Origin of the sequence: Succinivibrio dextrinosolvens DSM 3072, from assembly GCF_900167015.1 — a bacterium.
GTDB lineage: Bacteria > Pseudomonadota > Gammaproteobacteria > Enterobacterales > Succinivibrionaceae > Succinivibrio > Succinivibrio dextrinosolvens.
Genome location: NZ_FUXX01000027.1, coordinates 13,209 through 32,714 on the forward strand (window position 1 = coordinate 13,209; position 19,506 = coordinate 32,714).

Annotated in this window: 22 protein-coding genes and 1 pseudogene; 9 read left to right on the forward strand and 14 right to left on the reverse strand. The window is 38.9% G+C overall.

What is annotated here, in order from left to right:
- Window positions 1-10: 10 nt before the first annotated feature.
- From B5D46_RS07905 to B5D46_RS07915, 3 genes are all read right to left on the reverse strand, one after another.
- Window positions 11-1,168, reverse strand: coding sequence for an efflux RND transporter periplasmic adaptor subunit (locus B5D46_RS07905; protein WP_078928997.1), 1,158 nt, complete (start codon window positions 1,166-1,168; stop codon window positions 11-13).
- A 251-nt stretch (window positions 1,169-1,419) separates the two neighbouring features.
- Window positions 1,420-1,797, reverse strand: a complete 378-nt coding sequence (locus tag B5D46_RS07910; protein ID WP_078928998.1) for an outer membrane protein assembly factor BamE — start codon at window positions 1,795-1,797, stop codon at window positions 1,420-1,422.
- 303 nt (window positions 1,798-2,100) lie between these two features.
- Window positions 2,101-2,991 carry a universal stress protein gene (locus B5D46_RS07915; protein WP_078928999.1) on the reverse strand — a complete coding sequence of 297 codons (891 nt, stop codon included), beginning with the start codon at window positions 2,989-2,991 and terminating at the stop codon, window positions 2,101-2,103.
- 230 nt (window positions 2,992-3,221) lie between these two features.
- On the opposite strand from B5D46_RS07915, the gene modF reads away from it, so the two are divergent.
- A complete protein-coding gene (modF, locus tag B5D46_RS07920; RefSeq protein ID WP_078929000.1) occupies window positions 3,222-4,685 on the forward strand; it encodes a molybdate ABC transporter ATP-binding protein ModF in 1,464 nt (487 codons plus the stop codon).
- Window positions 4,686-4,741: 56 nt separating this feature from the next.
- Here the strand turns inward: modF and ybgF are convergent, their stop codons facing one another.
- The 10 genes and pseudogenes from ybgF to ruvC form a co-directional block, all read right to left on the reverse strand.
- A complete protein-coding gene (gene ybgF / locus B5D46_RS07925) occupies window positions 4,742-5,533 on the reverse strand; it encodes a tol-pal system protein YbgF (RefSeq protein WP_078929001.1) in 792 nt (263 codons plus the stop codon).
- A 124-nt stretch (window positions 5,534-5,657) separates the two neighbouring features.
- A complete protein-coding gene (gene pal, locus B5D46_RS07930; RefSeq protein WP_031492009.1) occupies window positions 5,658-6,179 on the reverse strand; it encodes a peptidoglycan-associated lipoprotein Pal in 522 nt (173 codons plus the stop codon).
- Window positions 6,180-6,203: 24 nt separating this feature from the next.
- Window positions 6,204-7,493: a Tol-Pal system beta propeller repeat protein TolB gene (gene tolB, locus B5D46_RS07935; protein WP_031492008.1), complete on the reverse strand. Its 1,290-nt coding sequence runs from the start codon at window positions 7,491-7,493 to the stop codon at window positions 6,204-6,206.
- Between the two features lie 47 nt (window positions 7,494-7,540).
- Window positions 7,541-8,533 carry a cell envelope integrity protein TolA gene (gene tolA, locus B5D46_RS07940; RefSeq protein WP_078929002.1) on the reverse strand — a complete coding sequence of 331 codons (993 nt, stop codon included), beginning with the start codon at window positions 8,531-8,533 and terminating at the stop codon, window positions 7,541-7,543.
- Between the two features lie 19 nt (window positions 8,534-8,552).
- On the reverse strand, window positions 8,553-8,987 hold the full coding sequence (gene tolR, locus B5D46_RS07945) for a protein TolR (RefSeq protein WP_031492007.1): 435 nt from the start codon (window positions 8,985-8,987) through the stop codon (window positions 8,553-8,555).
- Between the two features lie 222 nt (window positions 8,988-9,209).
- A pseudogene (gene tolQ, locus B5D46_RS07950) lies at window positions 9,210-9,899 on the reverse strand (protein TolQ); the annotation flags it as partial.
- Between the two features lie 2 nt (window positions 9,900-9,901).
- The gene (gene ybgC, locus B5D46_RS07955) at window positions 9,902-10,345 is read right to left on the reverse strand and encodes a tol-pal system-associated acyl-CoA thioesterase (RefSeq protein ID WP_037972585.1); all 444 of its coding nucleotides are present in this window, start codon (window positions 10,343-10,345) and stop codon (window positions 9,902-9,904) included.
- Window positions 10,346-10,349: 4 nt separating this feature from the next.
- Window positions 10,350-11,408 (reverse strand): Holliday junction branch migration DNA helicase RuvB, encoded by a 1,059-nt coding sequence (gene ruvB, locus B5D46_RS07960; protein WP_078929004.1) that lies wholly within the window; start codon window positions 11,406-11,408, stop codon window positions 10,350-10,352.
- Between the two features lie 3 nt (window positions 11,409-11,411).
- Window positions 11,412-12,029, reverse strand: a complete 618-nt coding sequence (gene ruvA, locus B5D46_RS07965) for a Holliday junction branch migration protein RuvA (protein ID WP_078929005.1) — start codon at window positions 12,027-12,029, stop codon at window positions 11,412-11,414.
- The gene (gene ruvC, locus B5D46_RS07970; protein WP_078929006.1) at window positions 12,026-12,568 is read right to left on the reverse strand and encodes a crossover junction endodeoxyribonuclease RuvC; all 543 of its coding nucleotides are present in this window, start codon (window positions 12,566-12,568) and stop codon (window positions 12,026-12,028) included. The genes ruvA and ruvC overlap by 4 nt, the downstream gene beginning before the upstream one ends.
- 738 nt (window positions 12,569-13,306) lie before the next feature.
- On the opposite strand from ruvC, the gene B5D46_RS07975 reads away from it, so the two are divergent.
- Genes B5D46_RS07975 through B5D46_RS07990 form a run of 4 tightly spaced genes read left to right on the forward strand, consistent with a single transcriptional unit; the run spans window position 13,307 to window position 16,241 of the window.
- Window positions 13,307-14,257 (forward strand): metal ABC transporter substrate-binding protein, encoded by a 951-nt coding sequence (locus B5D46_RS07975; protein WP_078929007.1) that lies wholly within the window; start codon window positions 13,307-13,309, stop codon window positions 14,255-14,257.
- Between the two features lie 40 nt (window positions 14,258-14,297).
- Window positions 14,298-14,993 carry a metal ABC transporter ATP-binding protein gene (locus B5D46_RS07980; protein WP_078929008.1) on the forward strand — a complete coding sequence of 232 codons (696 nt, stop codon included), beginning with the start codon at window positions 14,298-14,300 and terminating at the stop codon, window positions 14,991-14,993.
- Window positions 14,990-15,817 carry a metal ABC transporter permease gene (locus B5D46_RS07985; RefSeq protein ID WP_078929009.1) on the forward strand — a complete coding sequence of 276 codons (828 nt, stop codon included), beginning with the start codon at window positions 14,990-14,992 and terminating at the stop codon, window positions 15,815-15,817. Before B5D46_RS07980 ends, B5D46_RS07985 begins: the two co-directional genes overlap by 4 nt.
- Entirely contained in the window at window positions 15,807-16,241 is a 435-nt protein-coding gene (locus B5D46_RS07990) for a TIGR03943 family putative permease subunit (protein WP_078929010.1), read from the forward strand. The genes B5D46_RS07985 and B5D46_RS07990 overlap by 11 nt, the downstream gene beginning before the upstream one ends.
- Before the next feature lie 26 nt (window positions 16,242-16,267).
- Here the strand turns inward: B5D46_RS07990 and B5D46_RS07995 are convergent, their stop codons facing one another.
- A complete protein-coding gene (locus B5D46_RS07995; RefSeq protein WP_078929011.1) occupies window positions 16,268-17,233 on the reverse strand; it encodes a DMT family transporter in 966 nt (321 codons plus the stop codon).
- 418 nt (window positions 17,234-17,651) lie between these two features.
- Here B5D46_RS07995 and B5D46_RS08000 point away from each other — a divergent pair, with 418 nt between their 5' ends.
- From B5D46_RS08000 to B5D46_RS08015, 4 genes are all read left to right on the forward strand, one after another.
- Window positions 17,652-17,849, forward strand: coding sequence for a hypothetical protein (locus B5D46_RS08000; RefSeq protein WP_078929012.1), 198 nt, complete (start codon window positions 17,652-17,654; stop codon window positions 17,847-17,849).
- Window positions 17,827-18,198, forward strand: coding sequence for a hypothetical protein (locus tag B5D46_RS08005; RefSeq protein WP_078929013.1), 372 nt, complete (start codon window positions 17,827-17,829; stop codon window positions 18,196-18,198). The genes B5D46_RS08000 and B5D46_RS08005 overlap by 23 nt, the downstream gene beginning before the upstream one ends.
- A gap of 262 nt (window positions 18,199-18,460) precedes the next feature.
- Entirely contained in the window at window positions 18,461-18,760 is a 300-nt protein-coding gene (locus B5D46_RS08010; protein WP_078929014.1) for a Rha family transcriptional regulator, read from the forward strand.
- A 13-nt stretch (window positions 18,761-18,773) separates the two neighbouring features.
- A complete protein-coding gene (locus B5D46_RS08015) occupies window positions 18,774-19,091 on the forward strand; it encodes a hypothetical protein (RefSeq protein WP_078929015.1) in 318 nt (105 codons plus the stop codon).
- Window positions 19,092-19,506 lie beyond the last annotated feature (415 nt).

Sequence of the window (19,506 nt, forward strand, 5' to 3'; positions counted from 1 at the left end):
CTCCAATCGCCTACTTGTTCACAGCAGTCTGCTCACCAGCAGGAGCCTGTGCCTGACTTTCTTCCTTTCTTGTAACAGGCATTCCATCTCTTATCAGTCCAGCACCCTCAGTAATAATCACATCACCAATCTTCAAACCTTCAGTCACGATATAACTTGTACCATCATAAAAAGGCAGAAGCTGTATTGGAGTTGCAACAGCCTTTCCATCCACAAACTTAAACACAAACACCTTATCCTGAATTTCGTAGGTTGCTGTCTGAGGAATTACGATTCTATCCTTTAAGGTTACAGGAATAACCACAGAACCTGCACCACCGCTTCGGATTACACCATCAGGATTTGGGAACTTGGCGCGGAAGGTAATTGCACCAGTGGAACTGTCTACAATGCCTGACTCGGCATCAACATCACCAAGCTTGTCGTACATTGTGCCATCTGCAAGTTTGAATTTAATCTCGAAATCAGCATCATTATCGCTTTCTTTCAACTTCGAATTCTTTCTTAAAAATAAAACCATGCTCTCAGTCAAAGAGAAGTATGCGTGTACATAACTGTTGTCAGAAACCGTTACAAGCGGAGTAGTATTAGCTGTAACAAGAGCTCCCTGACGCACACTACTCATGCCGAGTTTACCATCTACAGGGCTCTTAACTACGGTATTGTTAAAATCTTCCTGAGCGACCTTCAGTTCGGCTTTTGCAAGATTCAGATTTGCCTCTGCAACCTTGCAGGCATTATCCGCCTTAACTGATTCATATTTTGAAGTTGCCTTACTGGTATAAAGAGAAACCTTTGCTTCACGATTGAATCTTGCACTTGAAAGTTCAGCCTCTGCGCTTGCAACATTTGCCTTTGCTTTTTCAAGTTTTGCTTCGTATGGGATTGGATCGATTATGAACAGTTCCTGATCTTTTGTTACAGCCTGACCTTCGGAGACCTTTACTTCATTAACCGTACCAGAAACCTGAGGATAGATGTCCACATCCTGAATTCCCTTTACTGTTGCAGGAAACTCTTGAACTAAAGTCAGACTTCCATTTTGAACAGTCATCATAGGATAAGGTTTAGCCTGGTAAGCACCAGCATCATTTCTGTTACAACCCTGTGTACATACAGCAATTGATAACACTACAGCCAGTGTTGTTAGTGCAGATGAAGTTTTCATAGCAGATACCCATGTAAAGAAGCATTTTAGATAAATATTTGTTCAATATACTTATCAAGATACATATGCCTATAAATAAGTAAAAATGATTTTTTTTATTTTTTGGAAAGGCGCAACAAAGAAAAATAAGATATTTACTGTCAATCACAATTGCTATTGTTTTTATGAAAGAAGATCTTTATCAACTGTGGACAAAAACAGAAAAGGGACCTGAAACAGATCCCTTCTCACGAATAAAACAAATAAGATTATTATTGAATATCTAGAATCTTAGCATCGGTTACGACACCGTTCTCAAAATTGATTCTGAGAGATTTAGCTTCTTCATCTTCTTTTGCCTTAAATACCTGGCAGTTTGTTTTTCCAGGGTCGCAAAGGGTTAAGACGTGATTATCAAGAAACTGCCAGCCTAAAAGAAGTCCGGTAGTAACATCTCTGCCAGTATGAGAGCTGGTGTAATCATAAATCTGCTTGTTACCAAGTTTTGCCTGTGACTGAGGGCTGCCAAGAATATCTTCAACCTGCTGTACAGTTGTCTCTCCCTTAATAAGAGTTACTTCTTTGTCAACTGATGAGGAACAACCTGCAAGCATTAACGAAGCAATAGAAGCGATAACAAGTTTTTTCATGATGACACTCCGGTTACTGAAAAAATAAAACTTAGAAGCATACTTTATGATTGGTTAATTCTTCCTGATATTCGTATGTTTTAAGTTCTGAGTTCACTTACTCCGCTCTTAAAATGATTTGAATCTCAATGAATTACATTAAACATCTTTAAAGTACATTACATAATCAAGCATAGAATCAATTTAAAATAATGGCAAAGTAAGATCGTAAGAGAAAGACCGTCAGTATTGACATTCGGGAGGAGGCGCACAAAAAAATATCCGCCATAGAATAGACGGATATCACAGAGTGATCTTAAAACTTTACTTTAAAGTTGCAGCATTAACAATAAATACATCTCCATGGATCTGATCTAAAACCAGTTCACTGGCAGATGAGTTTACAGAACCAAAGAAGGAGCTTCTAGGAGTAGTTCCCATACATACCATTCTTGCACTGAGCTTCTTGCATAGACGAGGAATTTCCTCATCCACACGCCCCTGAAGAACATGTACATGATCCATAGGTACGCCATGTTTCTTTGAGAACTCCACTGCCAGCTTATTAGTTACATCCTGTGGACTTGCAATACCACCACCAACAATTCTAGATTCAGAAATATTGCCTCGCATTGTACCGGCACTACGTGGAACAATACAGTTTGCGACATGCAGTTCACCGTCAAAGCTCTTTGCAAAAGATGATGCTGACTCAAATAGGATTTCATCAAGCTTCTTAGAGTGCGCTACTTCAAGGAAATCGATTGCTAAAACAACAGCTCCGCCTAAAACAGACTGACCTGCTGCTTCTCTTACCACAAGAACAGGAATTTCACTTTTGCGCATAATGGTACTATCAATGTTACTGATAAACAGATCCTTGATAGCATTACGTTTGTTTGCTGAAATCACAGCAAGGTCATAGCCACCTTCACTACATTCTTTAATAAAGCCTTCAGCAACATCATGATTGAAAATCAGTTTGAAGGAGATATTGTCCACACTGTATGATCTGCGAAGTCTTTCAAACTCAGCTTCCTCTTTAACTTTAATCTGATCTTTATCATCAGTCTCAGCGTATTCGTTAATAATTCTAACAGCCACAATATCAAAATCCGGGTTCATGCGGGCATACTGTGCAGCGCGATCCAAGGCAGGCTGAGAAGGTCTTGGCTTTAGCAATACTGCAAATTTCTTAGGGGTTGACGTTGACATAGAAAACCTCCTTTTGCAACGATTTCACCTCGATTATAGTTTGATTTTCATATAAAAAATAAGACATAGGGCCAATAAAACAAATACTATTTTCTTGTTTTTAGTTGTAAATCAAATTAATAATGACTAGTGATGAATTTTATTGCACTTTATGCAACATATATTTTTTTATATTGCATGAATTTAAATAATAGTTATAATAAAAATCAAATTGAATTTAAGGATATAAAATGACACAGAGAACAATTTCTTTTACGGATGCTGTATTTGCCTTAAATGAAAACAAAGAAGTGTCTATAGGCAATATAAATATTTCTCCTAACGATCTGATTGTACTGATCGGTGGAAACGGCTCAGGAAAAACCTCAATAGCTAAAGCTTTTAATGCTGAAATTCCATTAAAAACAGGTGTTGCCCCTACAAATTATCACCCTACCCTGGTCTCATTTGAAAAACAGATGGAGTTATTCGAAGCAGACTATCAGATGCGTAATTCTGACTGTACAACTCCCGAGGAAGAGATCGGTATTACTCCCGCCAAGATTTTTGAGCATGACGATAAGGCAACTATCAGCAAGCTTGTAGAAGGGCTAAAACTTCAGAATTTACTTGAAAAACCAATTCGTCAGCTTTCAGGTGGTGAAGGACGAAAGGTCCTGATTGCGCATGCTCTGGCTTCAAAGCCAAATCTGATTATCTTTGATACTCCTTTTGATGCACTGGATGTACAGACAAGAGCAGATCTTTTAAAACTGATTGAGGATATTCACACCGTTTACAACACACCTACCGTACTGATTGTAAACCGACCATCTGAGATTCCTTCATCTCTGACTGCTATGGGAATCATTCAGGATTGCAGAATTACAAAATTAGATAAACGAGAAGAAATCGAAAAGAACGAGGATGCAAAAGCTCTTTTAGGAAGTATCTCTGTTTCAGTTGCATCACTGCCACCTGTACCAGTTAAGTACAGATTACCTGAAATCAAGGATGATTACATTGTGAACCTGAATCAGGTGAACATTGAATATCAGAGAAAAGTATTAGATAACCTTACATTCAGGGTTAAAAAAGGAGAAAACTGGCATATCATGGGGCCAAATGGAGCCGGTAAATCTACACTTCTCTCACTTATAACCGGAGATAATCCTTTCGTTTATACCAATGATGTAACTGTGTTTGGATTCAAGCGAGGAAGCGGTGAATCTATCTGGGATATCAAAAAATATTTTGGAGTTGTCTCAGGTGCACTGCATCTTGATTATCGAGTAAATGGAAGCGCAATTAACGTTGTGCTTTCCGGATTCTACGATTCCATTGGACTGTACTCAAAACCATCTGATGAGGAAATCAGCGTAGCTAAAAGATGGCTTAAACTTGCAGGTCTTCAGGATAAACAGGATACACCATTCAAGTCACTGTCATTTGGACAGCAGCGTCTACTTCTGATTGTGAGAGCACTGGTAAAGCAGCCTCCTCTTCTGATTTTGGATGAGCCTCTTCAGGGACTGGACGGATATGCCAGAGCTTTGGTTAAGTCCTTTATCAGCAAGGTTGTTGAGTCAAAGAATACAAGTATTCTTTTCGTTTCACACCATGCAGAGGATCTCCCTGCAGGATTTACTAATCGACTTGAGTTTGTAAGAAAAGAGAATTCTGAAGATTACTCTGTAAGACAGGAAAAGATTTAGAACAGAATTACTATTCGGGCAAGGATTTAACCTTGCCCTTTTTTTTTGAGTTCAGTTTATAGCGACTGAAGCTCTTTCTTAGCTAAAGCAGATGAGCTTGCGGTAGGATAGGTCTTGATTAAAACATCAAAGAATTTCTTAGCCTTCTCCTTGTCACCTAAAGCCTTAGAAGTAACACCAAGCTTATACAGAGCATCAGCTCTCTTGTCAGAATCCTTGAATTTAGCTGTATTCAGGAAACTGATTCTGGCATCTTGGAACTTGTTCTGTTTATACTGGATCTGCCCCAGCCAGTACCATGCATTTGGAGTTAAGGCATTGTTGCTGTACTTGCTTGTATAGCTCTTAAAGCCTTTAGCTGCAGCATCAAGATCACCCTTGTTCAGTAGAGCGTATGAATCCTGATAAAGTTTCTGTGCATCCGCAGGAACTGCAGGCAGATTTGCCTTGGCTACAGTACCTTTCTTAGCTGGAGATAAAGTTGCGGTTGCACCACCAGTTTCAGTCTTCATGGTTACAGCCTGAGACGTTCCATCAGTATTCCCGTTGGTATTCTCAGCAGTAGCTGCTGATGCAGCAGGTGTATTAGCTGCCATCTGAGAAATCTGAGCCTTTAGCTTTTCATTTTCTGCGGCTAGAATCTTTTTCTCATGATTTAACTCTTCAATCTGTCCCTGTGATTCAGCAAGCTTATCCTGAAGCTGCTGAATCTGATTCTGCATGTTTAACATAGCACGCTGCATTGAATCAGTCTGTGCATCAGCATAAGCAGAATTTATAAATACAAACGCAGAAAGAATCAAAGAGATTGCAAATGATCTTTTAGATAAAGAATAAAATTTGTTCACCGATTTACCTCAACAAAAACTGAACTTTTGCAATTCCAGAAAGAACAAAATTACCTGACTGTTATTAAAAAGGCGTAAAAATTACTTTTACGCCCTCTAATAATCAATCTAATAGAATTTTAAATTAGTAATTTAAAACTGCACGACGGTTCTTTGACCAAGCACCTTCGTTGTGGCCATCAATTGCAGGCTTCTCTTCACCGTAGCTTACGATTGAAAGCTGGTTTACATCAACACCTAGGTTCTGCATGTAACGAGCAACTGAACGAGCTCTTCTCTCACCTAGAGCAATGTTGTACTCTGGAGTACCACGCTCATCGGTATGACCTTCGATGATAACTCTAGCATCAGGATTCTTCTTTAGGTACTGAGCATGAGCCTGCATAACACCTAAGTACTGATCCTGGATGTTCTCTGAGTTGTATGCAAAGTAAACAGTGTTGTTACCCTGTAACTCAGCTGGGCCATTAAAGCCGTCACGAGAATTAGGATCACCAACGGTTAAAGCACCATCAGCATCTAGACCTAAAGCTGCATCTGATGAACCGTCTTCAACCATTGCTGAAGAATCATCTGATGTAGAACAAGCAGTTAAAGAGCAAATTGCTACTGAGCACAGTAAAATTGACAAATACTTCTTAAACATTTTCAATTCCTTAAATTTATGAAGTTATTTTGATAAAAGTGGACCCCAAGCTGGTGCACTAATCTCACCTGAGCTTGATGGAAGGTTTGCCTTAAATCTGCCGTCAGCTGAAACTAGGGCTAGACCTTTTCTACCCTGATACACTGTTGAGTATATTACCATACTTCCGTTAGGAGCAACACTTGGTGATTCATCTAAAGATGATGTAGTTAGCATATAAATGCTACCATCTGCATCAACACGAGCTACACGGAATCCGTTTACCTGAGTAATAACGATCAGTGAATTTGTTCCAGGAATTGATTTTGCTGATAGGTTACGTGCACCCTGATAGGTCACACGCTCAGTCTTGCTTGTTGCAAAATCAAACTTATAAATCTGAGCCTTACCGCCACGCTCTGAAGTGAAGAATAGAGCCTTGCTATCTGCAGCCCAAGTTGGCTCTGTATCAATTGCTCTGTTAGCAGTTACACGAACGAACTTTGAAGCATTCAGATCGTAGTAGTAAATATCTGGCTGACCATCCTTTGAAAGTGTCATAGCAATCTTGGTGCCATCAGGTGACCATGATGGAGAGCTGTTCAGACCAGAGAATGAAGAAAGCTTGGTACGCTTCTTTGAATAGATGTCCTGAACAAAGATAGCAGGAGTTCTCTTCTCGAAACTTACGTATGCAAGTCTCTTTCCGTCTGGAGACCATGCAGGAGTCATAACAGGCTGAGTTGACTTAACAATTGGAGTCTCATTATAGCCGTCGTAATCAGCAGTCATCAGCTGATATGGGAAGGTTGCACCTTTCTTGTATACAACATAAGCAATACGAGTTCTGAAACAGCCTTTCTGTCCAGTGAACACCTCATATACTCTGTCTGATACACGGTGAGCAGCCTGACGCATGGTTGCAACAGAAGAGTTACCCTTGAAGTGAGCTAAAACCTTACCTTTGTTAGCGCCTTGAAGACCGGTAACAACAAACTCTACGTTGTAGGTGTTTGCACCAACCTCATTAACAATACCTGAAACAGCAACCTCAGCACCGGTAGCTGCCACAGCATCAAGATTGGTAATGCTGCCATTTGCAACAGCGCCCTGAGGCAGAGCGGATGAAGCAATTGGAGAGAACTTACCAGATCTCATTAAATCAGCAGAAACAACTGAAGCCACATCCAGTTTTACAGCAGGATTCTGTGTAAATGGATACACAGCAATTTTGTGGCCCTCGTTGATACCACCAGTAATCTCAATCTGCAGATCTGCATTAGCTGTGGTTGCAGCTAAGAGAAAAGCAATTGACGCAAAAAAACGTTTTAGCATTCTTGACTAACTCCCCTTGTACATTATATTAACCGGCCTTTGCTTATCTAAAGCTTAGGTGTCATTGAAATTTTAATATTCGAGCACTCTGGACATGTTGCAGGAGGTGCTGGGAACATTCCCACCAGTCTGATTGCATCCAATGCACTCTTACATACCTTCTCATCGCCCTGACAGCTTTCATCAGAAACAATTCCGTTTGAACCGATCTTGATGGTTACAACAACCTTCTTTCCATTCATGGAAGGATCAATTCTCCAGTTCTGTTCAATCAGACCACGGACCTTGTCTCCGTATCCGGCTTCACCGCCACCACCGCCAGAACCTAAGCCCTGACCGTTGACTTCATCTCCATCGGCTGTTCCTAAGATATCATCCTCAAGAGAATCTGCCTCTGCTTTGGCTTTTGCCTCGGCCTGAGCCTTTGCCTTTGCTTCAGCCTCTGCTTTTTTCTTAGCAGCTTCCTCAGCTTTCTTTTTGGCTTCAGCTTCAGCCTTCTTTTTGGCTTCTTCAGCCTTTTTCTTTTCTTCTAATTTCTTTTTTTCTTCGAGCTTTTTCTTCTCTTCAAGTTTCTTTTTCTCTTCAAGCTTTTTCTTTTCTTCTTCAAGCTTTTTCTTTTCAGCTTCAAGCTTCTTTTTCTGCTCTTCGAGTTTCTTCTTTTCTTCTAACTTTTTCTTTTCTTCGGCCTTCTTCAGAGCAAGTTTCTTAGCTTCTTCCTGCTGTTTCTGAATCTTCTGCTCCTGAATTTTCTGCTCTTCAATACGCTTCTCAAGTTCTTTCTTAGCTTCCTGCTGTTTTTTCAGCTGTTCCTGTTTGGTATCAGGTTCCTCAACTACAGGAGCAGGAGCTGGCTTTGGAGCAGCAGCCTTTCCATTTGGATTACCCTTTGCAGGAGGGACAAAGGTTGCATGCATGATGTCACCCTGCCCCATATTTGGTTTTGAAGGTTTGCTTAATGAAACTCGAACCAAAAGTACGCCAAGAATAATCAAATGAAGGATTACAGCCAATATGAAGGCAACCTTCATGTTAATCTTCATAATACTACCTAAAAATTAACTAGTTTGATATTGGTTCTGTAACTAAACCAACACTTTTTACACCACCGTTTTTCAGTGCATTCATAAGCTGAATAACATTGTCGTATGCAACCTGAGCATCACCCTGAACAACAACTGGACGCTGGTGAACAGGATCTTTCTGAAGCTCACCTGCTACATAATTTGTCAGCTCATCTAAACTTCCCATTTTTACGGTTGAAGTATCAATGGTTACATAAAACTGACCTGCCTTATCTACAGTTGCAATGATAGGTGTCATTTCATCCTGATTCATTGTTTCTGCCTTTGCCTGAGGTAGATCAACGGTAACGCCCTGCATCACAACAGGTGCAGTTGCAATAAAAATAACCAGTAGAACCAGCATAACGTCAATGTATGGAACCACATTGATTTCTGCTTTGGCTCTTGATTTAGTATGTCTGGTACGGGCCATCTGCATTTTTTACTGTCCCTGTAATGGTGAACGTGAGGTATTACGATATCTGTCACCTTCTACACCAGGAGTCTGGTAAGGAGAGCTATGAGTATTTGCTCTGGCTCTTGAATATGGACTATGCTGCTCTTCACCTAGTGGGTGATTATAGCTTTTCTGAGAATAGCTGCTTGATGGCTGCTGAGTATTGGTCTGAGGAACATCATTGTTCTTCATATTCATTTCTGAACGAACTCTTACAAGTCTGCGGTTTAGAATAGTTGCAAACTCATCCATGAAGTTGATATAGCGGTTCTCTAAAGCCTCAACCTTTGAAACGAATCTGTTATAGAACATAACTGCAGGAATAGCTGCAAACAGACCCATAGCAGTAGCAATCAGAGCTTCTGCAATTGGAGGAGCAACCATTGATAGAGTTGCATTCTTAACAGCGGCCAGAGCAATAAAGGCGTGCATAATACCCCAAACAGTACCGAACAGACCGATATATGGGCTGATAGAACCGATGGTAGCAAGAGTTGCAAGATGTGATTCAAGGTTTTCCATTTCACGAGACTGAGAAACCTTCATCTGACGATAGGTTCCGTCCATAACAACTTCCTGATCAGCAGGACCTGAATTGATTAGTCTTACGAACTCTTTGAAACCTGATGAATATATAACCTCAAGACCGATCAGATCCTGACCTTTCTTGATACATTCCTGATATAGGTTATTAAGGTCAATACCTGACCAGAACTTATCTTCAAACTCGTCAGCCTTTGCACGTGCTGCCTTATAGGAATTTGATTTTGAAAAAATAATAGTCCAAGATGCAATAGATAGTCCTAGCAAAAACAGCATAACAATCTGTACTAGTGGACTTGCATTAAATATAAGGTGAGTAATTGATAATGAACCTGAAGTATCCATTTTTAGATTTTTACCTCTAGATGAGAAACATCCTCTGGAACAAACTGCTTGATGTATTCAATTGCTTCTTTAGGCATTGTTGAAGGCTTGTGTTTTGCCAGATCAACAAAGGCAATACTACATTCAAACTCAAACAGCAGTTCGTCGTGCTGATTATAAACTTGTTGAAAAATTTTTAAACTTGCAAATCGTGCTTTAGTTGGGATACATGTTATCTTAAGCATATCATCAAGTCTGGCAGAACTTATGTAGTTGCCCTTGATGTTTTTAATAACAAAACCTTTCTTATCCTCAAGCATTGAAGACTGGGATACCCCCATTCCTCTTAGCCATTCTGTTCTTGCACGCTCACAGAATTTCAGATAGTTTGCGTAATACACGATTCCACCAGCATCAGTATCCTCGTAATAAACGCGAGCATTTATGGAAAATGTTTTGGTTGTCATTTAACTATGATCCTTTCTGCAGTCCAAATTTAGCATAAGCTTTGGCTGTGGCAACTCTTCCTGTTCTTGAGCGCTGAACATATCCCTGTTGAATAATATAAGGCTCCACAACATTTTCCAGAGTATCTCTGTCATGTCCTAATGATGCAGCCAAACTCTCAATTCCTACAGGACCGCCATTGAAATCTTCGATTATACAGCGCAAATACTGCCTGTCAAAGTCATCAAATCCGTCCTCATCAATTCTAAGCATTGAAAGAGCTGATCTTGCAAGCTCAAGAGTAATAACACCATTACCCTTAACTTGAGCATAATCTCTGACTCGGCGCAGAAGTCTGTTAGCGATACGAGGAGTACCTCTTGATCTAGAGGCAATTTCCATTGAAGCATCTTCTGTGATTTCAACATTAAACTTTCTCGCTGAACTTCTGATAATAATATTTAGTTCCTCGGGAGAATAAAACTTAAGCTGAAGAATAATTCCAAAACGCGCTCTAAGGGGAGAGGTCAGAGTACCTGCTCTGGTTGTTGCACCAATAAGAGTGAATGGATTTAAATTGATCTTGATAGATCTGGCTGATGGACCTTCACCTGTCATGATATCAACCATGTAATCTTCCATAGCAGGATATAAAAATTCCTCGATTACAGGAGACAGACGGTGAATCTCGTCAATAAAAATAACATTTCTTGGCTGAAGATTAGTCAGTAGTGCAGCAGCATCACCCTTCTTTTCCAAAGCAGGTCCAGATGTCTGAGAAATTCCGACTGAAAGCTCATTAGCAATAATATTGGATAATGTTGTCTTTCCTAATCCTGGAGGGCCGAAAATCAGAACATGATCAAGAGCATCGCCTCTTAGCTTGGCAGCCTTAAGAGCTATTGAAAGCTGTTCTTTAACTTCAGTCTGTCCAATGTAGTCATCAAGACACTGAGGTCTTAGGGCTCTGTCCTCTGAGGATCTGATATTCTCTGAAAACTCCTCCTCAGGAGTCTTCTCAGGACGAATAACAGAATCGACTGTCAGAGTATCTGCAAAAATTCCCTTTTCATCTAGTGCCATAAATTATGATTTTCCTTTTGAAATCAACGCTAAAGCAGCAACAATAATCTGCTGAGTTGAAAGAGAACGATCTTTAGATACAACCATCTTTACATACTTGATGGCATCTGATTCACGATAGCCAAGTGCAGTCATTGCTGCGATGGCATCATTGAAGCTGTCTGACTGAGAAGCAGAAACAGATGATAAATCAACACAGATATCAGAGCCGGACTGAGCAAACTTCTTAAGATTATCCTTAAGCTCAACAACCATTCTCTCTGCTGTCTTTTTACCAACTCCAGGAATCTGCTCAAGGCTCTTTGACTGTTCTGAGATTACAATCTGAATAAACTCATCCACTTTAAATGTAGATAGAACTGCCAGTGCCATTTTAGGACCAACACCGTTGACCTTGATAAGAATTCTAAACAGAGAACGCTCAACGACAGACAGAAAACCATAAAGGATCTGGGCATCTTCTCTTACTATATGCTGAGTGTATACAAAGCAGGATTCACCAATCTTCAGACTGCCAAGAGATGATACAGGCATGTCGACCTCGTAACCAACTCCGTTAACATCAATTAGAGCGGTTACTCCGTCTATTCTTAAAACTTTTCCCGATAAACTTCCGATCATTTGAATTTATTCTGTAATCTTCCATGGATAGATGATGTATCTGCTACCTCATTACCCATTGCTGTTGTAATCTGATTTGTAAAGCAATGACACAGAGCACATGCCAGTCCGTCAGCAGCATCTGCCTGAGGATTGCCACTTAATCTTAATATTCTTTTTACCATGTATTGGACTTGCTCTTTCTCGGCCCAGCCATATCCGACAACAGCCTGTTTGATCTGCATTGGAGTATATTCAAAAACACTTAGGCCAAGATTTGCTCCGGCTACAATTGCGCTTGCTCTGGCTTCAGAGAGCTTAACTGTAGACTGAACATTTTTGGATAGAAAGGTTTCCTCAACAGCCATTGCTGTGGGATGAAACTGTTCAATCAGCGAATAAACACCGTCATAGATAATCTTCAGTTTTGAGGCCAGATCGCCGTCTCCGGTTTTAATACATCCAGAACCAAGATAATTTGGAGTATTGCCTATATACTCGATTATTCCGTATCCGGTAAATCTTGAACCTGGATCTATACCAATAACAATTGAAGACATGCGTTTTCTATAAATTAACCAATACTGAACTATAGTCCTGACTGGCAGATAATAATCACGGCAGAAAGGACAGATTAAATATCTAAAAAGTGTTTTTGATAATTAAAATATTCAAACCTGAACAGGTCATTCCAACACGTAGAATTATATCATTATTTTAGGTATTTCCCCTTTAAAAGATAGGATATTTAACAAAGCGTCATTACTGATTTTTATCGTCTATTTTAATCGACAGTATTCAATCAGAATTACCTGCAGAGAAATGTGTACATATGAGCATTTGCTCATGCAAAAATATGAAAAAATTTATTATTAGTAAGCATATACTAACAGAAAATATGTGACATAATTATCAGGTTTGATAACGGGGATAGTAATGTACTTTTTTGACAGGAAAAAACAGGCAAAAGCTTAATTATTTATCATTGCCTTTATAGCATTTAGCTGTTTTTTCAATTTCTATAAGACCAGTTTTGCAGCTCACCAATGTGACCATGAAGATCACTGTGTCATCTGCACCTCACTGCATCTTATTAACGACGAATCCCCTACTCCTCTGGGATCAAACCTAAACAATACTGTTCTGTTTTTTGCATTCGGAATTTTTCTGTATACAGTCATCCTGTATAAGAAAACAGTTATAAGGGCTACACCAGTTACTAACCGTGTAAAGAAGTCGGAATAAACAAGAAAAATACGTTTTTATTTTTGTTTAGTCTGTTTTTTTACGAGGTCTATATGTTTTTTAAAAAATTAAAATCAGTATTAGCAATTACTTCAGGTTTAATGATTCTAGCCTGGTCGCCAGAGGTTCTTTCAAAAGAACTTAACATTATCGCAACAAACTTTCCTCAGTACGATTTTGTAAAGAACATCATCAAAGATAAGGGTAATGTAACCATGCTCCTAAAGATCGGAGCAGAAGCTCACAGCTATGAGCCAACACCAAAGGATCTTATTGCAATTGAAAATTCCGACCTGTTTGTATTCAATGGCGGAGAGAATGACGAGTGGATTGAAAACTTCCTAAAAGACAACCTTGATAAATTGAATACTTTTGCATTTACGAAGGAAGTTGATCTAAGAGATGAAGAGGAAATTGAAGGCATGCAGCCTGAAGCTGAGGAAAAAGAACACGAACATGAAGATGGTGAAGAACACGAATTCGACGAGCATGTCTGGACTTCACCTAAAAACGATGTCGTAATTCTAAATAAACTTTGTCAGACTATTGTAAAATTAGATCCAGAAAACAAGGAGTTTTACGAGAAGAACGCTGCTGAATATATAAGCAGATTCAATGGACTAGACAAAAAATACAGTGAAATCATTTCTGGTTCAAAGAATAAGACACTTATATTTGGTGACAGATTCCCTCTTTTATACTTTGTAAAAGATTACGGTCTGAATTATTATGCAGCATTCAAAGGCTGCTCCAATGAAACAGAGGTTTCAGCATCAACTATCAAATTCCTGATCGACAAGGCAGAGCAGCTGAAGTCTCCAGTTATTTTTAAAATTGAACTGTCCTCAGATAATATTGCCTCAACTATCGCAGAGAGTGTTGGCGCAAAGGTTATGACTTTCAATACCGGTCATAATATTACGGTTGAGAAATTTAAGGCAAACAGAACTATGGCTGATCTGTTCAACGACAATCTTCCTGCTCTTAAAGCCGCTTTAAACTAACAATGTATAAGTAGTGGCGAAAGCTACTACTTAATTGAGTATGACAATATTAAACGTAAATAATCTTTCAGTTAAATTCGATAATTCCCAGGTATTAAAGGACATAACCTTTAATCTGAGCAAAGGTCAGTATCTTGCTGTAGTTGGACCTAACGGTGCCGGCAAAAGTACCCTTGTAAAAACACTTGTTCATGAGAACAAGCGTTATGAGGGAAGTTTCTCTTTTGATAAAACCGTTAAGACTACAGGATATGTGGCACAGCAGAATAATGATGGTTCATATTTTCCTGCAACAGCAAGGGAAATCATAATCAGCGGACTGTGCAGACATCACCTGCTTCCTTTTGTATCAAAAGCTGACAAAGTCAGAATCAACACCGTTATTGAAGAGCTTGAACTTGAGGATTTGCTGGATAAGGGGTACTTTAATCTTTCTGGTGGACAGAAAAGAGCTGTACTTATAGCAAGAGCCTTTGTTGCAAGCGACAAACTTCTGATTCTGGACGAACCTACAGCGGGACTTGATGTAACCTCTCAGTCGCGTCTTTATAACAGCATCAGAAAGCTTAATGATAAATACTCAACTTCTATTCTGATGATCAGTCACGACCTTGAGAGAATCATAAAAGAAGCAGACAGTGTTCTATGCATCGAACATGAATTAAAGTTCTTTGGCAAAACAGAGGACTTCATAAAAACAGATACCTATAAGAGTCTAATGGAGCATCATGTATGATTGATTCAATAATTCAAATGTTCTCCTACTCTTTCATGGTAAGAGCTTTTATTACAGGCTTATTTATCAGCGCCTGCGCAAGTATCATCGGAGTTAGTCTGGTTTTAAAGCACTACTCCATGATGGGTGACGGCTTATCTCATGTTGGCTTTGGAACACTTGCCCTGGCGGTTGTACTTAATCAGTCTCCTCTGTATCTGTCTCTGCCAGTTGTAATGCTTTGTGCATTCCTGCTTCTGTCTTTATCCAAGAGATCAAAGGTTCAGGCCGATGCAGCTATTGCTCTGATTTCAACCTCTGCACTTGCATTGGGTGTAATGCTCCTGTCAGTTACCACAGGTATGAATACCGATGTCTGCAATTATCTTTTCGGTTCAATTTTAGGAATGAAAGTATCTGATATGTATGTGACAATCTTCCTGTGCTCAGTGATTATTGTTCTGTACATTCTTTTCTATCCAAAGATTTTTGCAATTACCTTTGACGAGACTTTCGCCAAAGCCTCGGGACTTAAGGTTAAATATTACAATCTGGCTTTAGCTCTTATGAGTGCTGTTATCATCACCCTGGGCATGAGAATGATGGGAGCGCTTCTAATCTCAAATCTGATTGTAATACCAGCTCTAACAGCCATGAGAGTATGTAGAAGCTTTAAGAATGTCGTTCTTTACTCTCTTGCAATCAGTCTGCTCTGTTTTGCTGCAGGCCTGTACGTTTCATATGAGTTCTCAACGCCAACAGGAGCATCCATCGTTCTAATCAATGTTGCCCTATTCCTTGTTCATGTTGTGATTGAAAAAATTAGAGGCTCAAATGCTGTTTAAAAAATTGCTGTTTTCTCTTTTTATCATCATGCTTACGAGTAGCTGTTGCTTTGGCAGAGAAATTGTCATCAAGGATAAGCTTTTCATAACCACAATGAATGATATCTACACCAATCTTGAAGAAGTATATAAGGACGATATTATTACATTCGAAGGCAATCTTCAGCGAGGTGAATTTGATGATCCAGAGTTTGAAGGAAAAGAATTCCCTTTTGTATACCGACTAGGACCTGGCTGCTGCTATAACGACAGCTATGCAGGAATGTATATTGATTATGATGGAGAGATCCCTCCTGATAACACCTGGGTAAGAGTATCCGGTCACGCTGTATATTTTGAGCATAACGGCTTTACAGATCTTTTTCTAAAGGCAGACTCAATTAAAGTTATGGACAAACCGGGAATGCTGACAGTTAAAGATTAAAATAACTACGGCCTTATTTACGCAATCTAAACAGAACTCTTCTTTTGGCGTCTTACCACAAGTTGTACAAGGAAGACTCCAAATAGAAGCAGCACTATTCCAAAAACCATTCTTGAAGAGAATCTTTCTGATAAGAAAACTACTCCTCCCAAAACACCAATAAGAGGAGTCAGCATTGAGCTTACTGCAAGTGCGGAGGGGTCCATTACATCCACAACAAAGCTCCAGAGAACAAAGCATAAGGCTGAAGCCAGAACTCCGTTATACAGAAGACAGAGAATGGATGTAAGGTTGAATATTGGCAGAGTCTTTACAACAATACATGAATAAACAATCAGAAAGAAGGTTCCAAATCCAAGCTGCAGTGTAGTATGAGCAAGCTTATCAAGCCCGCCTAATTTAGTTTTGATAATGAGATTCGCAACCGCCCAGGACAAAGCTCCGCTTAATGCTAGAAACATCATCGAAAGCTCACCTTCCATACGGAAATTCATGATGATGAAAAGTCCAATGAAAGCTAGACCTATACCTAGACTTTTTACAAAAGAGAATTTCTCTTTCAAAACGATATAGGACAGGATTGCCACAAATATAGGCATGGTGTAATTGAGAACACAGGATACACTGGCTCCAAGATGGGCTATGGCAATCTGCACAACAGCATTTGAATAACTAATATGAAGTATGCCTACAAGTGCTATCCATAAAAGAGAGTTGCTGTTTAATCTTGAGATAAGAGACTTGTCGTTATTAGAAGATGAAATCTCTACCCCCTGTTCTGTTTTATTATTCCCAAAACCATCTTTGATAATATTTATAAAATTAGTTCTGTGTGTCTTATTGAAATAAATCAGAGGGAGCAGAACAATAAACCCCACCAGAAATCTTGAGGTTGCAAATAACTCTGGTTCAAAATACCCTGAAGCGATCTTCATAACCGTCCAGTTCATGCCCCAGATTAAATACAGTAACAGTAAGGCAAATATAAGCATACAGAATCCATGAAAATATTCGCTTTATTGTATCTGCAAGACAAAAACAATAACAAAGCAATTTGTTGAAAAATGCAGGATTCGTTATAAAAATGATTTGAAAAAAAAAGATCGAGGGATGTTTGGTGCCAGGACGAGCGTCTTTTTATCTTTTTAACAATCTGATTTACAAATAAATAATTTTTTTAGTGCACCCCATTGCACCCCCATTTTGTAATTTTATTATACAAATAGCAAGATGCTCTCTCTGCACTCATTATAACGATATTCTTATAGATTTTTTTTACTTTGACAAATTGTATAAAAAGCTACGACTTACAAAATTGAATTTAATAATCATTTAAAGATGAAATGATTAGCAAAATCTACTAAAATGGTTAAACTTAATAATATAGAGAAGAAAAAGGGGGACTGAAAAATGTTTAATTTTAGTCTAACAAAATCTTTTTCAGATGGTGTTTTTGAGTTATCTGAGTGTTTGTGTCCTAAAATGCCAGATTACAGCCGAGGTTTTTATAGAGATAAAAAAGCTCTGGCAAGAGATGTCAAAAACATAGAAATGGATTATAGAAAAAGTATTAGAGTAGTTAATAATGGCAACGAAAAGCGGAATTAGAACGCAGACTGAAGGAACCAAAAGACAAACAGAGCTTGTGGCTCAGGATGACAATAATCCTCTTCCTCCGATAGAACAGCTAGAAAAATTACATAATTTTCGTCCTGATCTAGTTGATAAGGTAGTAGAACAGTCTTTTAAAGAAGCAGAGCACAGAAGAGCTCTTGATAAAGAACAATTTGATTTTTTCAAGTCAACAACTAATTTTAATAAATGGCTTGTTGCTGTTATTTGCATTCTATGTATTGGCGTTACGCTTGTGCTAGGGTTAGAAGGGAAACAAATGTCAGCTTTAGGATCTTGTTTCTTTCCTGTTATTCTGCTGTTAACTCGTCTTTTTAGAAGATAATTTAAAGCATCACTGCCCCTCCGAGTGAGGGGTAAAGTGTTCCCAAATCACCTTCCCTTTAAAATTTCAATAATCATTACAAAATAAATTATACATAGTTACGTAGCTGTGACTTACAGTTGCGTAGTTGTGTTTAAAGCTCTATGGTGGTGTGATGTGAATATATTGAATAAGCATCGCCCGTCTATACTCTTTTTTTTCAGCACCACCGCCCTTCTGAAAAAGGGGGTGAATTGAAAAATATTAGTATAGGAGACATATCATGTCTAACACATCATTAGTTTTCATGTCCGAAGATCAAACAATCCCAGTAACCACTTCTGAGGTAATTGCCACAGCTCTTGATAAGGAGCATAAAGATGTAATTGCTTTGGCCAAAAAATACCAAGCTGATTTAAATGAGTTTGGATTGGCTTCGTTTAAAACGAAACCAATAATTAGTGGAAAGGGAGGAACTCAAGATAAAGAAATCGCTATCCTCAATGAACAACAGGCTACCCTACTGATTACCTACAAGAGAAACTCTGACAAGGTAAGAAAACTTAAAATCGCCCTGGTTTAAAGCTTTCTTTGAAATGCGAGAGCAGATTCAGGAGAAAAAGACCAGTCAGCTTTTAGAACAGGCTTATCAGAGAGGACTACAGGAAAACAAGCGCTCAAGTTCTGTTACTCTCAATGAAGATAATCTTAACTGCGCACTTAAAACCTTATCCTGGCTCAATTCCAATAGAGCAGTTTTTAAGATTAACTACGAAAGACTTCGTGAAATTATGAAACAGATGCAGGAGCTTAAGGAGACTCTTGAAATGCTGAGGTGTAATCTTGAGGTTTCTTCAAAAATCGGTGAAAACGAGGTGAAGAAGATTCTGAATCAGATGGATACTGCTGTTTAAGTCTGACCGGTTGACGAAGATCCCAAAAACTGAAATGCGCCATAACAACTGCTAATCAAGACATTCGTCAGCTGTAGTATAGCATAATCGAGTAGCCCCTTTCGGGGCTCTCACACCACTTATCCCGACTTTATGATTATACCGTAAAACAGCAAAAATCGGCTTAGTTACGGGCATCAGTACATTATAAGTCGGGATAACTTTTCATTCTATAATGAAGTTTCCTTAATTCCTAAAGGAGACCACCGTTATGGAAAAAAGTATTTTTGACATCATTACCAAAGCTAAAGAGATTCTTAAAACGCTAAGGCTATCAAATGCAACTATACGAGCATATCAGGAAAGGAGTTTCTCTCCGTTAATAAAAGCTTATAAAGAAAAGGGCTGTAATATTTTTCAACCTGAAATTATGAAG